At 67.5% G+C, this 18472-nt stretch carries 21 protein-coding genes; 17 read left to right on the top strand and 4 right to left on the bottom strand.

Translation table 11 applies throughout. The annotated features are described in order from the left end of the window. Window positions 1-20 precede the first annotated feature (20 nt). From glyS to AC07ZS_RS24630, 6 genes are all read left to right on the top strand, one after another. Window positions 21-2135, top strand: a complete 2115-nt coding sequence (glyS, locus tag AC07ZS_RS24655) for a glycine--tRNA ligase subunit beta (RefSeq protein WP_494801164.1) — start codon at window positions 21-23, stop codon at window positions 2133-2135. 7 nt (window positions 2136-2142) lie between these two features. After that, entirely contained in the window at window positions 2143-2727 is a 585-nt protein-coding gene (gene gmhB, locus AC07ZS_RS24650) for a D-glycero-beta-D-manno-heptose 1,7-bisphosphate 7-phosphatase (RefSeq protein WP_494801163.1), read from the top strand. 23 nt (window positions 2728-2750) lie between these two features. Continuing rightward, the gene (locus tag AC07ZS_RS24645) at window positions 2751-3491 is read left to right on the top strand and encodes a lysophospholipid acyltransferase family protein (RefSeq protein WP_494801176.1); all 741 of its coding nucleotides are present in this window, start codon (window positions 2751-2753) and stop codon (window positions 3489-3491) included. An 8-nt stretch (window positions 3492-3499) separates the two neighbouring features. Further along, the gene (locus tag AC07ZS_RS24640; protein WP_494801162.1) at window positions 3500-4393 is read left to right on the top strand and encodes a M48 family metallopeptidase; all 894 of its coding nucleotides are present in this window, start codon (window positions 3500-3502) and stop codon (window positions 4391-4393) included. A gap of 90 nt (window positions 4394-4483) precedes the next feature. After that, window positions 4484-4891, top strand: coding sequence for a MerR family transcriptional regulator (locus AC07ZS_RS24635; protein WP_494801161.1), 408 nt, complete (start codon window positions 4484-4486; stop codon window positions 4889-4891). A 60-nt stretch (window positions 4892-4951) separates the two neighbouring features. Beyond that, a complete protein-coding gene (locus AC07ZS_RS24630) occupies window positions 4952-5317 on the top strand; it encodes a DUF1304 domain-containing protein (RefSeq protein ID WP_494801160.1) in 366 nt (121 codons plus the stop codon). On the opposite strand, the gene AC07ZS_RS24625 is transcribed toward AC07ZS_RS24630, so the two are convergent. Beyond that, window positions 5318-5746 carry a VOC family protein gene (locus AC07ZS_RS24625; protein ID WP_494801159.1) on the bottom strand — a complete coding sequence of 143 codons (429 nt, stop codon included), beginning with the start codon at window positions 5744-5746 and terminating at the stop codon, window positions 5318-5320. A gap of 69 nt (window positions 5747-5815) precedes the next feature. Here AC07ZS_RS24625 and AC07ZS_RS24620 point away from each other — a divergent pair, with 69 nt between their 5' ends. Continuing rightward, window positions 5816-6412, top strand: a complete 597-nt coding sequence (locus tag AC07ZS_RS24620; protein WP_494801158.1) for a TetR/AcrR family transcriptional regulator — start codon at window positions 5816-5818, stop codon at window positions 6410-6412. Here the strand turns inward: AC07ZS_RS24620 and AC07ZS_RS24615 are convergent. After that, window positions 6392-7006: an IMPACT family protein gene (locus AC07ZS_RS24615; RefSeq protein WP_494801157.1), complete on the bottom strand. Its 615-nt coding sequence runs from the start codon at window positions 7004-7006 to the stop codon at window positions 6392-6394. The genes AC07ZS_RS24620 and AC07ZS_RS24615 overlap by 21 nt on opposite strands. A gap of 188 nt (window positions 7007-7194) precedes the next feature. Between AC07ZS_RS24615 and AC07ZS_RS24610 the strand changes: the two genes are divergently transcribed. The 8 genes from AC07ZS_RS24610 to AC07ZS_RS24575 all read left to right on the top strand — a co-directional run bounded on the left by AC07ZS_RS24610 (window position 7195) and on the right by AC07ZS_RS24575 (window position 15643). Beyond that, window positions 7195-7578 (top strand): PaaI family thioesterase, encoded by a 384-nt coding sequence (locus tag AC07ZS_RS24610; protein ID WP_494801175.1) that lies wholly within the window; start codon window positions 7195-7197, stop codon window positions 7576-7578. Between the two features lie 35 nt (window positions 7579-7613). Then, window positions 7614-8795, top strand: coding sequence for an isovaleryl-CoA dehydrogenase (locus tag AC07ZS_RS24605; RefSeq protein ID WP_494801156.1), 1182 nt, complete (start codon window positions 7614-7616; stop codon window positions 8793-8795). Window positions 8796-8829: 34 nt separating this feature from the next. Then, window positions 8830-9489, top strand: coding sequence for a carbonate dehydratase (can, locus tag AC07ZS_RS24600; RefSeq protein ID WP_494801155.1), 660 nt, complete (start codon window positions 8830-8832; stop codon window positions 9487-9489). A gap of 64 nt (window positions 9490-9553) precedes the next feature. Beyond that, window positions 9554-10738, top strand: coding sequence for an acetyl-CoA C-acyltransferase (locus AC07ZS_RS24595; protein WP_494801154.1), 1185 nt, complete (start codon window positions 9554-9556; stop codon window positions 10736-10738). Window positions 10739-10749: 11 nt separating this feature from the next. Continuing rightward, window positions 10750-11418 (top strand): SDR family oxidoreductase, encoded by a 669-nt coding sequence (locus AC07ZS_RS24590; RefSeq protein WP_494801153.1) that lies wholly within the window; start codon window positions 10750-10752, stop codon window positions 11416-11418. Between the two features lie 21 nt (window positions 11419-11439). Beyond that, complete coding sequence (locus tag AC07ZS_RS24585; protein ID WP_494801152.1) at window positions 11440-12570, top strand: acyl-CoA dehydrogenase family protein; 1131 nt, start codon at window positions 11440-11442, stop codon at window positions 12568-12570. A gap of 214 nt (window positions 12571-12784) precedes the next feature. After that, window positions 12785-14176 carry a Trk system potassium transporter TrkA gene (gene trkA / locus AC07ZS_RS24580; protein WP_494801151.1) on the top strand — a complete coding sequence of 464 codons (1392 nt, stop codon included), beginning with the start codon at window positions 12785-12787 and terminating at the stop codon, window positions 14174-14176. 6 nt (window positions 14177-14182) lie between these two features. Next, window positions 14183-15643, top strand: coding sequence for a TrkH family potassium uptake protein (locus tag AC07ZS_RS24575; protein ID WP_494801150.1), 1461 nt, complete (start codon window positions 14183-14185; stop codon window positions 15641-15643). 3 nt (window positions 15644-15646) lie between these two features. Here AC07ZS_RS24575 and AC07ZS_RS24570 read toward each other — a convergent pair whose 3' ends face one another. Next, window positions 15647-16351: a glutathione S-transferase N-terminal domain-containing protein gene (locus tag AC07ZS_RS24570; RefSeq protein ID WP_494801149.1), complete on the bottom strand. Its 705-nt coding sequence runs from the start codon at window positions 16349-16351 to the stop codon at window positions 15647-15649. 92 nt (window positions 16352-16443) lie between these two features. Here AC07ZS_RS24570 and AC07ZS_RS24565 point away from each other — a divergent pair, with 92 nt between their 5' ends. Together AC07ZS_RS24565 and AC07ZS_RS24560 are read left to right on the top strand one after the other, a co-directional pair. Continuing rightward, window positions 16444-16830, top strand: a complete 387-nt coding sequence (locus AC07ZS_RS24565; protein ID WP_494801148.1) for a YchJ family protein — start codon at window positions 16444-16446, stop codon at window positions 16828-16830. An 8-nt stretch (window positions 16831-16838) separates the two neighbouring features. Next, window positions 16839-17501, top strand: coding sequence for an HAD family hydrolase (locus AC07ZS_RS24560; protein WP_494801147.1), 663 nt, complete (start codon window positions 16839-16841; stop codon window positions 17499-17501). Here the strand turns inward: AC07ZS_RS24560 and AC07ZS_RS24555 are convergent. Next, the coding region (locus AC07ZS_RS24555) for an AraC family transcriptional regulator (RefSeq protein WP_494801146.1) at window positions 17430-18472 on the bottom strand (1043 nt) is incomplete at its 5' end. The two genes, AC07ZS_RS24560 and AC07ZS_RS24555, sit on opposite strands and share 72 nt — an antisense overlap.

Genomic DNA, 18472 nt, shown 5'->3' with positions numbered 1-18472 from the left:
CGCCGGGTGAAAGAACAAGAATGACCGCACAGAACCTGCTCGTTGAGCTGTTTGTCGAAGAGCTGCCGCCCAAGGCGCTGAAGAAACTCGGCGATGCCTTCGCCACGGTGCTGGGTGACCAGCTCAAGGCTCAGGGCCTGGCACCGGCCGACGCGGCCGTGACCGCCTTCGCCTCGCCTCGCCGCCTGGCCGCACACGTCAGCGGCGTGCTGGCGCGCGCCGCCGACAAGGCCGTGTCGCAAAAACTCATGCCTGTGAGCGTGGGGCTGGACGCCAATGGCCAGCCCACACCCGCGCTGCTCAAGCGCCTGGCCGCGATCGGCGCCGACGCCTCGGCGGTGGCCGGTCTCAAGCGCGCGCCCGATGGCAAGGCCGAGGCCCTGTTCCACGACAGCATCGCCCCTGGCGCCGACCTGGCCGCCGGCCTGCAGAAAGCCTTGGACGAAGCCATCGCCAAGCTGCCTATCCCGAAGGTCATGAGCTACCAGCTCGAGACCGATTGCGAGCTCCCCGGCTGGAGCAGTGTGAACTTCGTGCGCCCCGCGCACGGCCTGGTGGCGCTGCATGGCGGCAGCGTCGTGCCGGTGAAGGCGCTGGGGCTGACCGCGCGCCACACCACCCAGGGGCACCGCTTCGAAGCGGCGGTCTCGCCAGTGGTGCTGAAAGACGCCGACAGCTACGCGGCCACGCTCGCCAAAGACGGCGCGGTGATTGCCTCGTTCGCCGAGCGCAAGGCCGAGATCGCGCGCCAGCTCGCGGCAGCCGCCGCGAAGGTGGGCGGCGGTTGCCGGCCGATCGATGACGACGCGCTGCTCGACGAAGTGACCGCGCTGGTCGAGCGGCCCAACGTGCTCATCTGCGAGTTCGAGACCGAGTTCCTCGATGTGCCACAGGAATGCCTCATCCTCACGATGAAGGCCAACCAGAAGTATTTCCCGCTGCTCGATGCCCAGGGCAAGCTGACCCACCGCTTCCTGGTGGTCAGCAACATCAGCCCTTCGGACCCGAGCGCGGTGATCGGCGGCAACGAGCGCGTGGTGCGCCCGCGCTTGGCCGATGCCAAGTTCTTCTTCGACCAGGACCGCAAGAAGACGCTGGCCTCGCGCGTCGAAGGCCTGGGCAAGGTGGTCTATCACAACAAGCTGGGCACGCAGGGCGAGCGTACGGAGCGCGTGCGCGAGATCGCTCGAACGATCGCACAAGAACTTCGCGATCTGGTTTTGCCGGTGGACAAGGCCGCCCAATTGGCCAAGACGGACTTGCTGACCGATATGGTGGGCGAGTTCCCCGAGCTGCAGGGCACGATGGGGCGCTACTACGCTCTGCACGATGGTGAATCTGAAGAGGTTGCGTTTGCGATCGAAGACCACTACAAACCTCGCTTTGCCGGCGACGAGTTGCCTCGCAACATGACGGGTGTGGTAGTGGCTCTTGCCGACAAGCTCGAAACATTGGTAGGCATGTTCGGCATCGGCAACCTGCCCACCGGCGACAAGGATCCGTTCGCGCTTCGTCGGCACGCATTGGGGGTCGTTCGCCTGTTGATTGAAAAGCAGTTGTCGCTGGGGCTTGATACGTTGTTGCACAAGGCTGCGAAAGTTTTTGGCGACAAGATCACCGACCCCACCGCTCCACTGGCTGATTTCATCTACGACCGCCTTGCGGGTAGCTTGCGCGAACAGGGTTACAGCGCGCAGGAGATCGACGCGGTACTTGCATTGCGTCCAGAACCCATGAGCGACATTGCCAAACGCCTTGCTGCGGTTCGCGCTTTCGCCGCCTTGCCCGAAGCGCCAGCCTTGGCATCCGCCAACAAGCGCATCGGCAATATCCTGAAGAAATCTGAAGGGACCGGGGCGGCTGTGGAGGCCGGGCTGCTGGCAGAGCCTGCTGAGAAGGAACTCTTCGACGCAATGCAGACCACCGTGCCGGCCGCGCATATGCAGTTCGACGCCGGCGACTACACCGCGTCGTTGCAGGCACTTGCCGCGCTGCGCGCGCCGGTCGATGCCTTCTTCGACGGCGTGATGGTCAACGCCGACGACCCCGCTCTCAAGGCCAACCGGCTCGGCCTGCTGCGTCAGTTGCACGAGGCCATGAACCGCGTCGCCGACCTGTCCCGCCTCGCGACCTGACATCGCCATGAAGCTGCTCATCCTCGACCGCGACGGCACGCTCAACCGCAGCCGCGACGACTACGTCGCCTCGCCGGACGAGTGGGAGGCCCTGCCCGGTGCGCTCGAGGCGGTGGCCCGGCTCAACCAGGGGGGCTGGCGCATCGTGCTGGCGACCAACCAGTCCGGCATCGGGCGCGGCCTGTTCGACATGGCCTCGCTCAATGCCATCCACGCCAAGATGCACCGCCAGCTCGCGGCGGCGGGGGCGCGCGTCGAGGCGATCTTCATGTGCCCGCATGCGCCCGAAGACCTGTGCGCCTGCCGCAAGCCCGCGCCCGGCCTGTTCCTGCAGGTCGGTGCCCGGTTCGGCGTGCCGCTGGCCAATGTGCACGCAGCCGGCAACGCCATGCGGCACGTGCGCGCGGCGGCGGCGGCGGGCTGCCGCACCCATTTGCTGATGACCGGCAAGTCCGAGCACCTGCGGGGCCGCGTCGGCTCCGGGGCGCCCGTGGACCTCGCCGCGCTTGCTCCCGATCTGCCGCCTGGCACGCACCCCCACGACGACCTCGGCGCCTTCGCCGACTGGCTGCTTGCGCAGCCCACCACCTGATCTCCCACCTCCCCATGATCCTCATCCATCTGCTGCGCTCGGTCCTGCACACCCTGTTCATGGCCGTGACCGTCGTGCCCTGGGCGCTCGCGGTGCTGGTCGCGGCGCCCTTTCTCAACAGCACGCAGATCTACTGGATGTGCGCGGGCTGGCTCAAGCTCGCGGTGGCCAGCGGACAGCTGATCCTGGGCATCCGCAACCAGGTGAGCGGCTTCGAGAACCTGCCGGTGGGCAGTACCGCGCCGGCCGTGCTGCTGCTCAAGCACCAGTCCACCTGGGAAACCTTCTGCATGCCGGCGCTGATGCCGCACCCGCTGGCCTATGTGTTCAAGAAGGAGCTGCTGTACGTGCCCTTTTTCGGCTGGGCCATGAGCCGCATGGACATGATCCACATCGACCGCAGCAAGCGCACCCAGGCTTTCAACAAGGTGGTCGAACAGGGCCAGCGCCTGCTCAACCAGGGCACCTGGGTCATCATGTTTCCCGAAGGCACGCGCATCGCACGCGGCCAGAAGGGTCAGTACAAGAGCGGCGGCACGCGCCTGGCCGTGGCCACCGGCGCGCCGGTGATCCCGATCGCAGTCACCTCGGCCAAGTGCTGGCCGCGCAAGGCCTTCATCAGGCGCCCCGGCACGGTGGAGTTCTCCATCGGCAAACCCATTCCCAGCGAAGGCCGTGAGCCTGACGAACTGATGCGCGAGGTCGAGGCCTGGATCGAGACGGAGATGCGCCGCCTCGATCCCGAGGCCTACCGCACCGCCTGAGCCCCGCCATGCAGCGCTTCGTGCAACTGGCGCTCGACTTCCTCGGCGGGCCCGCGCCTGAGCCTCAGCGGCCCGAGCCGCCGCCGCCGCCCGTGGTGGCCGCGCCGCCGGCCCTGCCCATGAGCCAGGTGTTCCAGCCGGCCGCCTGGCACCACCCCCGGGCCAACCGCATGTTGCGGCTGGGCGCTTGCGACGTGGCATACGAATTCAAGCGCGGCAAGCGCCGCACCATCGGCTTGTCGGTCAGCACCGACGGCTTGAGCGTGAGCGCGCCGCGCTGGACGCCGGTGGGCGAGGTCGAGGCCCTGCTGCAAGACAAGTCGGCCTGGGTGCTTGAGAAGCTGCAAAGCGCCCGCCAGCGCGCCGGCGAAATGGAGCAGGCGCGCATCCGCTGGGCCGATGGGGTCGAGTTTGACTACCTCGGTGAGCGCATGCGCCTTGTGCTCGACCCCACGCACACGTTCACGCAGGTGGGGGCGGTGTTCGAGCCCGCCGGCGAGGCGGGGGGCATGGCCACGCTGCACATCGGCTTGGCGCGCAGCGCGCAGGAAACGCAGATCCGCGACGCCGCGCAGGCCTGGTTGATGAAGCGGGCCAAGGCCCTGTTCATCGAGCGCCTGGACCACTTCGCCCCGCAACTCGGCGTGCGCTACAGCAAGCTGCGGCTGTCCAGCGCGGGCACGCGCTGGGGCAGTGCCAGTGCCGACGGATCGATCCGCCTGAACTGGCGGCTGATCCACCTCAAGCTGGACATGATCGACTACGTGGTGGTGCACGAGCTCAGCCATTTGCACCACATGGACCACAGCCCCCAGTTCTGGGACGTGGTCGCGCGGGTCCTGCCCGACCACGCCCAGCGCCGCCGCGCGCTGCGCGCGGCCGCTGTGCCGCTGGACGAGTGAACTCATCGCGAGCGGGTTTCGCCACAGGGCGATTCCGTTAAGATCGGCTGCCTGACGTTGACGTAAACGTCAATAAAGGGCACCCCCCACATGGCGACGACCCCGACCTACACCATCAGTGATCTGGCCCGCGAGTTCGACCTGACCACGCGCGCCATTCGCTTCTACGAAGACATGGGCCTGCTGCAACCGCAGCGCGAAGGCCCGGGTGGCCGCAACCGGGTCTACACCTCGCGCGACCGCACGCGCCTCAAGCTCACCCTGCGCGCCAAGCGCCTGGGGCTGTCTCTGACCGAGGCCAAGGACATCATCGACATGTACGACAGCCCGCGCGACACCGGGCCGCAGTTGCGCAAGTTCCTGACCGTGCTGGCCGACCACCGCCGCCAGCTCGAGGAGCAGATGGCCGACCTGGTGGCCAACCTCGACGAGGTGAAGACGCACGAGAAGGAAGCCCGCGCCCTGCTGGGCAAGATCGAAAAGACCCCCAAGGCCTGACAGCCGGGGTAAGCTGCCGGCGTTCGCGGCCATGGGGCTGCGTCTCGAAAGGCCGTTGCCATGTCCCTGATCGCCAGCATCGTCGTTGCGCTCGTCGCGCTGCTCCACGTCTACTTTCTCGTGCTCGAGATGTTCCTGTGGGACAAGCCGGCCGGCATGAAGGCCTTCGGCCAGACGCCCGCGTCGGCCGCAGCCACCAAGGTGCTCGCGGCCAACCAGGGTCTGTACAACGGCTTTCTGGCTGCCGGCCTGCTCTGGGGTCTGTGGCTGGGCCCCGAGGGCTTTGGCGTGAAAGTGTTCTTCCTGCTTTGCGTGTTGATCGCCGGCCTCTACGGCGCGGTCACGGCGAGCCGCAAGATCCTGTTCGTGCAGGCGCTGCCCGCCGCGCTGGGGCTCGTGCTGGTCTGGCTGAGCCGCGCGGCCTGATCAGCTCGCGGCGGCACCCGCCGCGTACTGGCGCAGGAAGTCTTCGCTCGGCGGGATCGGCTTGATCACATCGATCAGCACACCATCGGGGCCCTGCACGATGAAGTGGCGCTGGCCGAAGGCTTCGTCCCGCAGGGCGAGCAACACGGTCAGGCCCTGGGCGAGCGCGTGCTCGTACTCCGCGTCGACGTCGTCCACCTCGAAATTGAGCAGCACCCCCGAAGCCCTGCCGCCCCGGGCAGGGGCCGGGATCGTGGCGTGGCCGCCGTCGAGGATGGCGAGGTTCACGCCCGGGTCTTCGCGGGATTGCAGGTGCACGTACCAGTCGCTGTCGAACAAGCTGGTGAAACGGAAATGGGTTTCGTAGAAGCGGGCCGTCTCGGCCACGCGGTCGGTCATCAGGACGGGGTAGTACGAGGTGGATTTCATGGCGGATTTCCTTTGAAAAACATACATACAATATGCATGTAAATTCAATATAACATACAGGCTGCATGTATGCAAAAGACCATTCCCGCCCCCCGCCGTTCCCAGGGTGAGCGCACCGACGCCACCCGCGCCGCCCTGGTGAGTGCGGCGCGCACGCTGTTCGAGGCCCGGGGTTTCGCCGCCACCGGCACGCCCGAGATCGTCACGGCCGCGAACGTGACCCGCGGGGCGCTCTACCACCACTTCACGGACAAGACCGAGCTGTTCCACGCCGTGGCCCGGCAGGTGGCGCAGGAGGTGGCGGACGAAATCGTGCAGCGCTCGCGGCACCACAAGCCGCCGGTGGACGCACTGCTCGCCGGGGCCCAGGCGTATTTCGCGGCCATGGCCGAGGCCGGTCGCGCGCGCCTTCTGTTGCTCGAAGCCCCGGCCGTGCTCACGGCCGAGCAGGTGCAGGGGCTGAGCGACCTCGCCGGGTTCCAGGCTCTGCAGGAGGGGTTGCAGGCCGCGTTGAACGGCCACCCCGAGGCTGTGCCCGTGCGCGAACTCAGTGTGCTGCTGTCGGCGGCGTTCGATCGGGCGGCGCTGGCGATCGCCCGGGGCGAGCCGGCCGCGCCCTATGAGCAGGCGGTCCGCCTGCTGCTGTCACGCCTCGTCCCGGCCTGAAGCGTCCTCGTCCCGCAGCCACACGACGCGCCCTTGGCCGGCATCGTTGAGGCGCGCCATCAGGGCGTCGGCCTGGCGCTCGGGCACGCGCAGCGAGACCGTCACGCCGTCCCCGTGCGCCGCCTCGATCAGCCGGGCGCCATGCCCATCGAGTTCGCGGCGCAGCCAGCCCTCCAGTGCGTAGGGCAGCACGCAGCGCAGCGTGCGCCAGCGCACCACCGGCACCTTGTCCGCCTGCAGCAGCGCCTGGGCCACGCTGTCGGTGTAGGCGCGCACCAGGCCACCCGCACCCAATGGCGTGCCGCCGTAGTAGCGCACGACGGTGGCGAGCACGCCTTCCAGGTCCTGGTGGCGCAGCACCTCCAGCATGGGGCGGCCTGCCGTGCCGCCGGGCTCGCCGTCGTCGTTCGCGGCCGAATGGCCCCCGGCCATGAGCGCCCAGCAGACGTGGGTGGCGGTCGGGTGGGTGATGCGCAGGGCCGCGACACGTTGCAACGCGCCGGCGCGGTCCACCATCGGTTCCACGCAACCGATGAAGCGGCTCTTCTTGATGACGCTCTCGCTGTGAACGGGGGCAGACAGGGTGTAAGGCATGGGGCGCCGAGCATAGCCTTCGCGGTCAACGGTGCAGAATCGTCGGAATTGACGTTTACGTAAACGTCAACGTAGAATGGCGATTCACCGCCTGTTCAGAGACAACCCCCTTGACCTCTTCCACCTTCGAGCCGCGCCATCCTGGCTTCGACCAGCGCACGCGCGAGAGCTTTGCGCGCCAAGCCGCCATGCGAACGCTGGGGGCCACGCTGGCCTCGGTGGCGCCGGGTCGGGTCGAGATCACCCTGCCATGGGCCGAACCGCTGACCCAGCAGCACGGCTTCCTGCACGCGGGCATGGTGGCGACGGCGCTGGACTCCGCTTGCGGGTACGCCGGCTTCACCCTGATGGCGCTGGAGGCCGCGGTGCTCACCATCGAATTCAAGATCAACCTGTTGGCGCCCGCGCAAGGCGAGAGCTTCCGCATGGTCGGCACGGTGATCAAGCCCGGGCGCACCGTCACGGTGTGCGAAGGCCACGCGTACGCCCTTGACGGCGGGCGCGAAAAGCTGATCGCCACCATGGGCTGCACGCTCATGGCGGTGGTCGGTCGCGACCACATCCAGGGCTGAGCCCTCTTTTCTCAAAAACACCCACGGAGACCTGCATGACCAACCTGCCCGGCCTGAACTTCCAACTCGGCGAAGACATCGACGCACTGCGCGACGCGGTGCGCGATTTCGCGCAGGCCGAGATCGCCCCGCGCGCGGCCGAGATCGACCGCGCCGACCAGTTCCCCATGGACGTGTGGCGCAAGATGGGCGACCTGGGGGTGCTCGGCATCACCGTGGGCGAGGAATATGGCGGCGCGAACATGGGTTACCTGGCCCACATGATCGCCATGGAGGAAATCTCGCGTGCGTCGGCCAGCGTGGGCCTGTCCTACGGCGCGCACAGCAACCTGTGCGTGAACCAGATCAAGCGCAACGGCAGCGACGCCCAGCGCAAGAAATACCTGCCCAAGCTCATCAGCGGCGAGCACGTGGGCGCGCTGGCCATGAGCGAGCCCGGTGCGGGCTCGGACGTGATCAGCATGAAGCTCAAGGCCGAGGACAAGGGCGGCTACTACCTGCTCAACGGCAGCAAGATGTGGATCACCAACGGCCCCGACGCCGACACCATGGTGGTCTATGCCAAGACCGAGCCCGAGATGGGCGCGCGCGGCGTCACCGCCTTCATCGTCGAGAAAGGCATGAAGGGTTTTTCCACCGCCCAGAAGCTCGACAAGCTCGGCATGCGCGGCAGCCACACCGGCGAGATGGTGTTCAACAACGTCGAGGTGCCGGCCGAGAACATCATGGGCGGCCTGAACAACGGCGCCAAGGTGCTCATGAGCGGGCTCGATTACGAGCGCGCCGTGCTCACCGGCGGGCCCCTGGGCATCATGCAGGCGGTCATGGACAACGTGGTCCCCTACATCCACGACCGCAAGCAGTTCGGCCAGAGCATCGGCGAGTTCCAGCTGATCCAGGGCAAGGTGGCCGACATGTACACCGTGCTGCAGGCCGGCCGTTCGTTCGCCTACACCGTGGCCAAGAACCTGGACCTGCTGGGTACCGAGCACGTGCGTCAGGTGCGCAAGGATTGCGCGTCCGTAATCCTCTGGTGCGCGGAAAAAGCCACCTGGATGGCCGGCGAGGGCATCCAGATCTTCGGCGGCAACGGCTACATCAACGAGTACCCGCTGGGCCGCCTCTGGCGCGACGCCAAGCTGTACGAAATCGGCGCCGGCACGAGCGAGATCCGCCGCATGCTGATCGGCCGCGAGCTGTTCGCGGAGACGATGTGACGGCCAGGCCCCGGTTGAGCGGACAATCCCTCTCATGAGCAACGATCTACAACACCTTCTCGAACACAACCGCCGCTGGGCGGCCCAGGTCGAGGCCGAGCGCCCCGGCTTCTTCACCAAGCTCTCGCAGCAGCAGAGTCCGCGCTACATGTGGATCGGCTGCTCCGACAGCCGCGTGCCGGCGAACCAGATCACCGGCCTGGACCCGGGCGAGGTCTTCGTGCACCGCAACGTGGCCAACGTGGTGGTGCCCACCGACCTGAACTGCCTGTCCACCGTGCAATACGCTGTCGACGTGCTCAAGGTCGAACACCTCATGGTGGTGGGCCACTACGGCTGCGGTGGCGTGCTGGCCGCGCTGCGCGACACGCGCGTGGGCCTGGCGGACAACTGGCTGCGCCACATCAAGGACGTGCGCGATCGCCACGCCGCCTTGCTCGCGGGCCTGTCCGAGAACCACCGGCACGATGCGCTGTGCGAACTCAACGCCATCGAGCAGGTGGTCAACCTGGCCCAGACCACCGTGGTGCAGGACGCCTGGAGCCGGGGCCAGTCGCTGGCCTTGCACGGCTGGGTCTACGGCCTCAAGGACGGTCTTGTGCAGGACCTGCAGATGACCGTGCGCGGCAACCACGACCTCGACACGACCTACCTCAGCGCCATCGAAGGCGTGGCGGTGCGGTCCCGCAGCTGAGCCCGGCCGGGCCCGGGTGCCCGCCGGATCGTCTTTTCCCTCTTTCCATCAGGAGCTTCACACCATGTCCGCTGATCCCATCGTCATCGTCGGCGCCGCGCGCACGCCCATGGGCGCCTTCCAGAGCGACTTTGCCAGCCTTTCGGCGCACGACCTCGGTGGTGCGGCCATCCAGGCGGCGGTGCAGCGCGCCGGCGTGGACCCAGCCCAGGTGGACGAAGTGCTGTTCGGCAACTGCCTGATGGCCGGCCAGGGCCAGGCGCCGGCGCGCCAGGCCGCGTTCAAGGGCGGCCTGCCGAAGTCGGCCGGCGCGGTCACGCTGTCCAAGATGTGCGGCTCGGGCATGAAGGCCACCATGCTCGCGCACGACATGCTCGCCGCCGGCAGCGCCAAGGTGATGGTCGCGGGCGGCATGGAGAGCATGACCAACGCGCCCTACCTGCTGCAAAAGGGCCGGGGTGGTTACCGCATGGGCCACGACAAGGTGTACGACCACATGATGCTCGACGGCCTGGAGGACGCCTACGAACCCGGTCGCTCCATGGGCACCTTCGGTGAAGACTGCGCCGCCAAGTACAGCTTCACCCGCGAGCAGCAGGACGCGTTCGCCATCGCGTCGGTCACCCGCGCCAAGGCCGCGACCGACAGCGGCGCCTTCGCCGCCGAGATCACGCCCGTCACCGTGAAGGACCGCAGCGGCGAACGCGTGGTATCCATCGACGAGGGCCCGGGCAAGGTCAAGCTCGACAAGATTCCCGCACTCAAGCCGGCCTTCAAGAAAGACGGCACGATCACCGCTGCGTCCAGCTCGTCCATCAACGACGGCGCGGCCGCGCTGGTGCTGATGCGCGAATCCACCGCCAAACAGCTTGGCGCCAAGCCGCTGGCGCGCATCGTGGGCCACGCCACCCACGCGCAGGAACCCAACTGGTTTGCTACCGCGCCCGTCGGTGCCACGCAGAAGCTGCTGGAGAAGACCGGCTGGCAGGTTGGCGACGTCGATCTGTGGGAAATCAACGAAGCCTTCGCCGTGGTGCCGATGGCGCTCATGACCGAGCTGAAGATTCCGCACGAGAAGGTCAACGTCAACGGCGGTGCCTGCGCGCTGGGCCACCCCATCGGCGCCAGCGGCGCGCGCATCCTGGTCACGCTGCTGCACGCACTCAAGGCCCGTGGCGGCAAGAAGGGCGTGGCCACCCTGTGCATCGGCGGCGGCGAAGCCACCGCCATGGCGATCGAACTGGCCTGAGGCTGTCCCGCATGGCCACCGTTCTGGTGATCGGCGCCTCGCGCGGCATCGGCCTGGAAATGGTGCGCCAGTGCCTGGCGGCGGGTGATCGCGTGATCGCCACCGCCCGAGACGATGCCGGTCTGGCGCACCTGGAGGCGCTTGGCGCCGAGCCCCTGCGCGTGGACGTGGCCGATCCGGCCAGCGTGAGCGGGCTGGCCTGGTCGCTCGACGGTGAGGAGATCGATGTGGCGCTGTACGTGGCGGGCGTGCTCGATCCCCACGGTGCGAAGACACCCCCCACGCGCGAGGCCTTCGACCGTGTGATGCACGCCAACGTGCTCGGCCTGATGCAGGCCATGCCCCAGGTGATGCCGGCGGTCGAGGCGGCCAGCGGTGTGTTCGCGGCCTTCTCCAGCGAGATGAGTCAGGTCGGCCTGGTGGACGGCAGCGATGCCTGGCTGTACCGCGTGAGCAAGGCGGCCCTGAACATGGCCGTGGCCAGCGCCCGGCACAGCTACCCCGCCGCCATTTGCGTGGCGCTGGACCCCGGCTGGGTGCAGACCGACATGGGCGGTGGTTCGGCACCGCTGACGGTCGAGCGCAGCGTGGCCGGCCTGCGCCGGGTGCTGGCTTCGCTCACGCGCGACGACAACGGCCGCCTGATCCACCACGACGGCCGGCGTGCCGCCAGCTGGTGACCCTTTCCGAGAGACACTTCCATGCTCCTGAACCAAGACCAACTCATGATCCGCGACGCGGTGCGCAGCTTTGCCCAGGAGCAGCTCTGGCCGCATGCCGCCCGCTGGGACAAGGAGCACCACTTCCCGAAAGACGTGCACCAGGGCCTGGCCGAGTTGGGCGCCTATGGCATCTGCGTGCCTGAGGCCCTGGGCGGTGCGGGGCTGGATTACGTGACCCTGGCCGTGGTGCTGGAGGAAATCGCGGCCGGCGACGGTGGCACCAGCACCGCGATCTCGGTCACCAATTGCCCGGTCAACGCGATCCTGATGCGGTACGGCAATGCCCAACAACAGGACCAATGGCTGCGCCCGCTGGCCGCCGGCCAGATGCTGGGCGTGTTCTGCCTGACCGAGCCGCACGTGGGCAGCGACGCCTCGGCCCTGCGCACCACGGCAGTGAAGCAGGGCGGCGACTATGTGATCAACGGTGTCAAGCAGTTCATCACCAGCGGCAAGAACGGTCACCTGGCCATCGTGATCGCGGTGACCGACAAGGGTGCGGGCAAGAAGGGCATGAGCGCCTTCCTGGTGCCCACCGACACCCCGGGTTATGTGGTGGCGCGGCTGGAGGACAAGCTGGGCCAGCACAGCAGCGACACGGCGCAGATCAATTTCGAGAACTGCCGGGTGCCGGCCGAGAACCTGATCGGCGCGGAGGGCGAGGGCTACCGGATCGCGCTGTCGGCGCTGGAAGGTGGTCGCATCGGCATTGCGGCGCAAAGTGTGGGCATGGCCCGCAGTGCGTTTGAGTGCGCACTCACCTATTCAAAACAGCGCGAGAGTTTTGGCCAGCCGATCTTCAACCACCAGGCGGTGGGCTTCAAGCTGGCCGAGATGGCCACGCAGATCGAGGTGGCGCGCGCCATGGTTCACCATGCAGCGGCTTTGCGGGATGCCGGTGAACCTTGCCTGAAGGAGGCCGCCATGGCCAAGCTGTTTGCCAGCGAAATGGCGGAGAAGGTGTGCTCGGACGCGATCCAGGTGCATGGGGGCTATGGCTACGTGAGCGATTTCCCCGTGGAGCGCATCTACCGGGATGTGCGGGTGTGCCAGATCTACGAAGGCACTTCGGACGTGCAGAAGATCCTCATTCAACGCGCCTTGGCCTGATTTTTCTTTCTCCGGTGGGGCGGTCTTCGGCCGTGACGGACGGACTCCCCTTCTGGCTCATGGGTGCCTGGCGTTCTGCGCAGCGGGGTAAAGGAGGAGGCGGCACCAGCCGCCGGGGGACACCCGCGGAGCAGAGCGCCGGGCGCCCGTGAGCCCGCGAGGTAAAGGGCGGAAAGGCGCCGAAAGACCCGCTCCCTCGTATGATCGCGCCAACATGAACATCATCATCCTGGGGGCCGGCCGCGTGGGCGAAAGTGTCGCCGAAAGCCTGGTCTCCGAGCAGAACGACATTACCGTGATCGACATGGACCCGGCCCGCCTGCGCGCGCTGGAAGAGCGGCTGGACCTGCGCGGCGTGGTCGGCAACGGCATCCAGCCCTCCGTGCTGCGCGAGGCCGGCGCGCAGGACACCGACATGCTCATCGCCTGCGCCGCCCACGACGAAACCAACCTCGTCGTCTGCAAAGTCGCCCACGACGTCTTCAACGTCCCCAGCACCATCGCCCGCCTGCGCTCCCCCGAATTCACCGAAGGTGACGAACTGCTGGGCAAGAACGGCTTCGCCGTCGACCACGTGATCTGTCCCGAAGAGTCGGTGATGCGCTACATCCACCAGCTCATCAGCTACCCCGAAGCCCTGCAGGTGCTCGAATTCGCCGACGGCCGCGCCAGCCTGATCGCCGTGCGCGCGGCCCACGGCGGCGCCCTGGTCGGCCACACCATCGGCGAGATCCGCGAACGCTTCCCCCACGCCGAAATGCGCGTCGTCGCGCTCTACCGGCTCGACACCGAAATGGAAGCCACCCCCCAGACCCGCATCCTCGCGGGCGACGAGGTGTTCGTGCTGGCCGACACGCAGAAAATCCGCTACGTGCTGGGTGCGATCCACAACATCGACAAGCCCGTGCGCCGGCTCATGATCACCGGCGGTGGCAAGGTCGGCCTGCGGCTGGCGCGCAGCCTCGTGGGCCAGTGCGAGGTGAAGATCATCGAACGGGACCTCAAGCGCTGCGAATACCTCGCCAGCCAGCTGCCCTCGAACATGCTCATTCTTCATGGCGATGGTGCCGACGAGGAGCTGTTGTTGGACGAAAACGTGGGCGAGATGGACATGTTCCTTGCGCTCACCAGCGACGATGAGGACAACATCATGTCCGCCATGCTGGCCAAGCGCCTGGGCGCGGGGCGCGTGCTCTCGCTCATCAATCGCCGCGCCTACGCCGACATGATGCAGGGCAGCACCATCGACATCGCCATCTCGCCCTCGCAGGCCGTCATCGGTGAACTGCTCACCCACCTGCGGCGCGGCGACGTGGCCGCGGTGCACAGCCTGCGCCGGGGCGCGGCCGAAGCGCTAGAAGGCATCGCGCGCGGCGACGTCAAGACCAGCAAGCTGGTCGGTCGCAAGGTGGAGGAGATCAAGCTGCCCAAGGGCACGCGCATCGGCGCCATCGTGCGCGGCGAGGGCCGCAAGTCCGAGGTGCTGATGCCGCACCACGACACCGTGATCGAGACCGACGACCACATCATCGTCTTCATCCCGAACAAGCGCCTCGTCCGAGAGGTCGAGCGTCTGTTCCAGGTGAGCGCCACCTTTTTCGGTTGACTCACCGTGTACAGCCTGCTCCCTGTTCTGGCCGTCTTCTCCCGCATCCTGTTGGCGTTCTCGCCGGCATTTCTGGTGCCGTTGGCATGGTCCTGGTTCTTCGATGCGCATCACCACACTCGGGTGTGGGCCTACGGCTTCGCGCTCACGGTTGGCAGTGGCGTGGTCTTGTGGCGGTTGACCCGCCAGTTCCGCCGTGAGCTGCAAGCCCGTGACGGCTTTCTGCTGGTCAACCTGGTGTGGACGCTGCTGCCCGCCTTCGCGGCCGTCCCCCTGATGTTCACCGTGCCAGGGATCGATTGGACCAAGGCCTATTTCGAGTCCATGAGCGCACTGACCGCCACCGGCGCCACCGCGCTGTCGAACCTGGATGCCTTGCCGGTTTCTGTGAATATCTGGCGTTGCTTCCTGCAATTGGTGGGTGGCCTGGGCATCGTGCTGCTGGTGGTGGCGGTGCTGCCGCTGCTGGGCCTGGGCGGCGTTCAGCTCTACCGGGCAGAGACCCCGGGCCCCATGAAAGACACCAAGTTCACGCCGCGCATCGCCGAGACCGCGCGTGGCCTGTGGGGGGTGTATGTGCTGTTCTCCGTGGCCTGCATGCTGTCGTACCGTTGGGCTGGCATGACCTGGGCGGACGCCTTCATGCACATGTGCACAACGATGGGCCTGGGGGGATTCTCCTCGCACGACGCGAGTTTTGGGTACTGGGACTCGCCCAGGATCGATGCGGTGGCCACCGTGTTCATGGCGCTGGCCGGCGTGAGCTTTCTGCGGTACTTCATGGTGTTGCGCCAACGCTCCTTGCGCCCCATCGTGAACGATCGCGAGATCCGGACTTATGTGGCGGTGCTGTTGGTGTCCATACTGTTGGTGGCGGTGCTGCTGGCGGTTCATCGCCAGACCGACAGCTTCATGGAGGCCTTTCGCGTGAGTGCCTTTCACGTCGTATCGGTGGCCACGACCACCGGCTATGCCTCCACCGACTACGAGCAGTGGCCGGTGTTCGCGCCGGTGCTCATGATGTTCCTCGGCTGCTTCGTGTCCTGCGCGGGCTCTACCGGCGGTGGCATCAAGCTGGTCCGGATGGTGCTGTTGATCAAGCAGGCCCGCCGCGAGCTGGTCCGCATCATCCATCCCCGCGTGGTCAACCCCGTCACGCTGGGTGGCATGGTCATGCCGCCCGCGGTCATGAACGCCGTGCTGGGGTACATGCTGATCTACGGTGCAGCCACCATGGGCCTGACCATGGTGCTGCTGTTCACCGGGCTGGACATCGTCACGGCCTTTTCCGCTGTGGTGGCCACCGTCAACAACATCGGCCCAGGTCTGGGTGAGGTCGGGCCGTCGAGCAACTTCGGCGTGCTCGACGATTTCCAGATCTGGGTGCTGAGCTTCGCCATGCTGCTGGGGCGTCTCGAACTGCTGACGGTGCTGGTGCTGTTTACCGGCCACTTCTGGAAAAAGTAGTCCTCAGCCCCGGACGGGGATCTTCAGGCCGCGCTGCACGGCGGGGCGCTGCTCGAAGGCCTCCAGCACGCGCTTGAGGTTGGGGAAGTCGCCAAACCCCACGATCTCGCCCGCGCCGTAGAAGCCGACCAGGTTGCGCACCCAGGGCCAGGTGGCGATGTCGGCGATGGTGTAGGCGTCGCCCATCAGCCAGGCGCGGCCCTCCATGCGCTCGTTCAGCACCTTGAGCAGGCGCTTGCTTTCGTTCACGTAGCGGTCGCGCGGGCGCTTGTCCTCGTACTCCTTGCCGGCAAAGCGGTGGAAGAAGCCGAGCTGGCCGAACATCGGGCCCACGCCGCCCATCTGGAACATCAGCCACTGCAGGGTTTCGTATTTGCCGGCGGCGTCGTCGGGCAGGAAACGGCCGGTCTTGCCGGCCAGGTAGACCAGGATGGCCCCCGACTCCCACAGCGCCAGGGGGCGGCCGTCCGGCCCGTTCGGGTCGAGGATGGCGGGGATCTTGTTGTTCGGGTTGAGCGAGAGAAACGCCGGCGACAGCTGATCGTTGGTGTCGAAGCTCACCAGGTGCGGCTCGTAAGGCAGGCCGGTTTCCTCCAGCATGATCGAGACCTTCACGCCGTTGGGCGTGGGCAGCGAGTAGAGCTGCAGGCGGTCGGGATGGGCGGCGGGCCATTTCTGGGTGATGGCGAAGGTGTCGAGGGTGCTCATGAGAGGTTCCTGGAAATCGAGGACAAGACGGCCATTGGAACACCGGCGCGCCAAGCCCCCACCCTTGCAAGGGGATCGATAATCGGCTTGCCATGCCCACGACAAACGACGCCTGCCCCTGCGGCCTTGGCCCGGCTTTCCCGAAATGCTGTGGCCGCTACATCGGCAGCAACCGACCCGCGCCCGACGCCGAATCGCTCATGCGCTCGCGCTACACCGCCTTCGTGCGCGGTGACGAGGCGCACCTGCTGACCACCTGGCACACGAGCCAGCGCCCTGCCACGCTGGACCTGGACGGTGGCGTGAAGTGGCTCGGGCTGGAGGTGAAGCGCCACACGCCCATCGACGACACCCACGCCCAAGTCGAATTTGTGGCGCGCTCGCGGGTGCAGGGGCGCGGCCAGCGCCTGCACGAGCGCAGCCGCTTCGTGCGCGAGAACGGCCACTGGTTTTACGTGGATGGCGACATTCTCAACTGAAGGACAACATGTTTGAAGCGGTGCTTTTTGATTGCGACGGCGTGCTCGTGGACAGCGAGCCCATCACCAACGGCGTGCTGCGCGAGGTGCTCAACGAGAGCGGCTGGGCGCTGACCCAGGCCGAGTGCATGGACATCTTCATCGGCAAGGCGGTGCGCGACGAGCGCGCGCGCATCGAGGCCGAGACCGGCAAACCGTTCACCGAAGAATGGTTGCAAGGCTTCTACGCGCGCCGCAACGTGCGCCTGCTGGCCGAGCTCAAGGCGGTGCAGGGTGCGGTGGAGGCGGTGACGGCCATCCACCGTCAGGTGGCCGGCCGCATCGCCTGCGCCTCGGGCGCCGACCGGCCCAAGGTGGTGATGCAGCTCGATCTCGTGGGCATGCTGCCGCTGTTCGGCGAGCGCGTCTTCAGCGGCCACGACCAGCCGCGCTCCAAGCCCGCGCCCGACGTCTACCTGGCCGCCGCCGCGCACCTGGGCGTGGACCCGGCGCGCTGCCTGGTGGTGGAGGACACGGCCACCGGCGCCCAGGCCGGGCTGGCGGCCGGTGCCACCGTGTGGGGCTACTGCCCCGAGGGGCATGGGCGCGCGTTCGAGGGCTTACCGGTGGCCCGCGTGTTCGGCCACATGGACGAGCTGCGCGAGCTGTTCGCCGCGCCAGTCGCCCGGTGAGCGCCCGGTCCAGCCGCGAAACGCGCGGATGAAGCTCTTCTCGTTCTGAAACCCGCAGGCCTGCGCCACCTGTTTGATCGGGCGGCGCGTGCGCAGCAGCAGCTCGGTGGCGCGCTGGCGGCGCACCTCGTCCTTCAAGGTCTGCAGTGAGGCGCCTTCGTCCTTGAGCTGCCGGTGCAGGGTGCGCGCCGACACGTGCAACAACGCGGCGAGGTCGTCGGCGTTGTGGGCGTCCAGCGGCTGGGTCGCCAGCACCTGGCGCACGCGCTGCACCAGCAGGCGGTCGCGCCGGTAGGAGCGCACGGTGAGCGGCAAGGCGCGCTGCAGCAACTGGTTCATGGCGGCCTCGTCGCGCCGCATCGGCAGGGCGAGGTAGCGCGCATCGAAGGCGATGGCGGCCTCGTCCGCGCCGAAAGCCGCCGGGCCGTCGAACAGCACGGCGTAGGCGTCCAGGTGGGACGGCGGCGCGTAGGGAAATTGCGCACCCTGCAGCGGGATGCGCGAATCGACGTACCAGCTCGCCAGGCCGTGGATGTTGCGCAGCACCGAGACCACGCAGAACTCGGTGAGCGGCCCGGGCCGGCGGTGCGGGCGCAGCACGAGGCGCGCGCGCTCACTCACCGTCTCCAGCGAGAGCGCCACATCGTCGGTGATCAGGCCATGGTGGCGGCACCAGCGCCGCAGCGCCATGCCCAGCGTGGGGGCCGAGAGGGAGGCGCGCGCCAGCATGCCGTAGCTGCCCCAGGGCAGGGCGCGGCTGAAGCAGCCCAGGCCTTCGTCGTCGAGTTCGCGCATGGCGGCCTCCGACACCGCTTCCATCTGGGCAGCGGTGATGCGGGCGTCCGGCTGATCAACTTTCCCTGGCGGAATTTGTGCCGATTCAAGCGCGCCTGCCGGGTCCATGCCCCGCTCGCGGTAGGCCGCCACCATGGCGCGAACGAACGCCATGGGGGTGAGGGCGGGGGTAAAGG

The sequence above is a fragment of the Hydrogenophaga sp. GW456-12-10-14-TSB4 genome, assembly GCF_059424305.1.
This window is presented reverse-complemented; position numbering and strand designations above follow the sequence as displayed.